General features: G+C 70.8%; 2 protein-coding genes. Both read right to left on the bottom strand.

The window, feature by feature from the left end; all coding sequences use genetic code 11:
• Positions 1-242: 242 nt before the first annotated feature.
• Positions 243-1526, bottom strand: coding sequence for a Y-family DNA polymerase (locus tag Q7W29_05855; GenBank protein ID MDO9171337.1), 1284 nt, complete (start codon positions 1524-1526; stop codon positions 243-245).
• 15 nt (positions 1527-1541) lie between these two features.
• Positions 1542-2165, bottom strand: coding sequence for a translesion error-prone DNA polymerase V autoproteolytic subunit (umuD, locus tag Q7W29_05850; GenBank protein ID MDO9171336.1), 624 nt, complete (start codon positions 2163-2165; stop codon positions 1542-1544).
• Positions 2166-2320 lie beyond the last annotated feature (155 nt).

Raw genomic sequence — 2320 nt, 5'->3', positions numbered from 1 at the left:
GCCCGACGCCTGCGTCCCCATCGTCTCGAAGGCGAAGGTGTGGATGTCGTCCTTGCGGCGGCACTCCAGGAACAGGGTGACCGCCAGCACCGCCATGAACAGGGCGCCGGCGACCAGGGGGAGGTTCGAGAGCTGGCGTTTTTCGCGTGTCATGTCAGGCGCTCCGTCGGAAGGTGGCTCCCAGGAACGCCATTAGACGACAGATCGCCCGTTCGATAAAGCACCAGATGGCGTCGGCGGGATCACCCTTTGGCGACGGGTAATTGGTCCCACCGCGTCGTGTAAGCCGGCGACCGCCGCTCCTGCTTCATCCGCCACGCCTTGCGCAGCCCCTCGGCCGCGTAGCGGACCGTGCCGGTCCCCTGGTCGCGGTTCACGTCGTCCAGGACGTGCATCAGGCGCCGCGATTCCCGGCGCTTCGCCTCGCCCGGCGCGCCGAAGAGCACGGCCTGGTCGGCGTCCTCGGGCACCAGGTCCAGCAGCATGACGCCGGCCTTGAGGTAGCGGTGGTCGGGCTTCCAGATGCGGTCCAGGGCGTCCATGGCGGCGCGGATCAGCTCGCCGGTGTCCTGGGTGGCCCGCGGCAGCGGCACCGTGGCGGCGTTGCTGTACTGGGGGGTGCGGTGGTCGTGCTCGCTGGTCTGCAGGAAGACGGTGAGGGCCTGGGCGCGGGCGCGGTCCTCGCGCAGCTTCTCCGCGGTGCGCGCGGCGAAGGTCGCGACGGCCTCGCGCATGTCCTCGTAGCGCTCCACGCGCGTGCCGAACGAGCGCGAGGTCAGCACCTGCCGGCGCGGTGGAGCGGCTTCTTCGAGGGCGAGGCAGGAGACGCCGCGCAGCTCGTGGACGATGCGTTCGACCACGACGCTGCAGCGGCGCCGGACGAGGGAGGGATCGGCGTCGCGCAGGGCCGCTGCGTTGCCGATGCCGAGCTGCTCGAGCTTCTCGGCCCAGCGCTTGCCGATCCCCCACACGTCCCGGACCGCGATCCGCTCCAGGTGCGCGTCGACGTGCGGTCCCAGGGCGGCGAGGTCCAGCACCCCGCCCGTCTCGGGGTTCCGCTTGGCGATGCGGTTGGCGGCCTTGGCCAGCACCTTGGTCGGCCCGATGCCCACCGACACGGGGATGCCGGTGGACCGCCGCACCGCCAGGGCCAGTTCCCGGGCGTACGCGCCGAGGTCGCGCCGCGCGTGCCCGGAGAGGTCCAGGAAGGCCTCGTCGATGGAGTAGACCTCCAGCGACGGCGTGTACTCCTGCAGGATGCGCATCACCCGGGCCGACATGTCCCCGTACAGGGCGTAGTTCGAGGAGAACACCTCGACCTGGCGGTGCTGCGCCAGCCGCCGGAAACGGAAGAAGGGCGCCCCCATGGGGATGCCCATGGCCTTGGCCTCGTTCGAGCGGGCGATGACGCAGCCGTCGTTGTTCGACAGCACGACGATCGGCCGGTCGCGCAGCCGCGGCTGGAAGACCCGCTCGCACGACGCGTAGAAGTTGTTGCAGTCGACCAGGGCGAACACGCGCGGCACGTCGGGCCTCCCGTCTCAGACCTTGTGGATGACGCTGGTGACGACGCCCCAGATCACGAACTCGGTGTCCTGCGTGATCTCGATGGGGGGGAAGTCCGGGTTCTCGGGCATCAGGTAGACCCGCGCCCGCTCGGTGCGCAGCCGCTTGACGGTCAGCTCCCCGTCGACCGCCGCCACGACGATCTTGCCGTCGACCGCCTTCTCGGAGCGGTCCACCACCAGGATGTCGTCGGGCCGGATCCCCGCCCCGAGCATCGACTGCCCCTCGACCCGCACGAAGAAGGTCGCGGCCGGCTTCTTCACGAGGTACTCGTTGAGGTCCAGGCTGTTCTCGAGGTGGTCGTCGGCCGGGGACGGGAAGCCCGCCGCCACGCGGTGCGAGAACAGCGGCAGCTCCAGCCGCTCGGCCGCGAAGTCCGGCACCAGCACGTTGTCCGGCAGCTCCCGGTGGCGGGTGTCGGCCGCGTCGTCGACGCGCCGCTGCAGCAGGTCCCGCAGCGGCACGATCAGGCTCTCGGGCACCCGCACCGGCACGGTGGGCTCCCCGTAGAGGCCGGTGCCGCGGGGGCGTCCGGCGCCGGGGCGCTGGCCACCATGGCTGGGGGCGGAACCCGTTGATTTCTTTGAAGATTTGCGCATGGCGACCTCCTGGGCCGGGATGACTTGATATCGGTACTGTAATCGAGATGGCGGGGGGATGCAAGGGGAAAATGCGGGGGCGTGCGGGGCGGGTGGCTGCGGTACAATCGGGCGCGATCGCGGCCCCGGGTGGGAGCGGACGGGAGGCGACACGG

Source organism: bacterium, from assembly GCA_030654305.1.
GTDB lineage: Bacteria > Krumholzibacteriota > Krumholzibacteriia > LZORAL124-64-63 > LZORAL124-64-63 > PNOJ01.
This window is presented reverse-complemented; position numbering and strand designations above follow the sequence as displayed.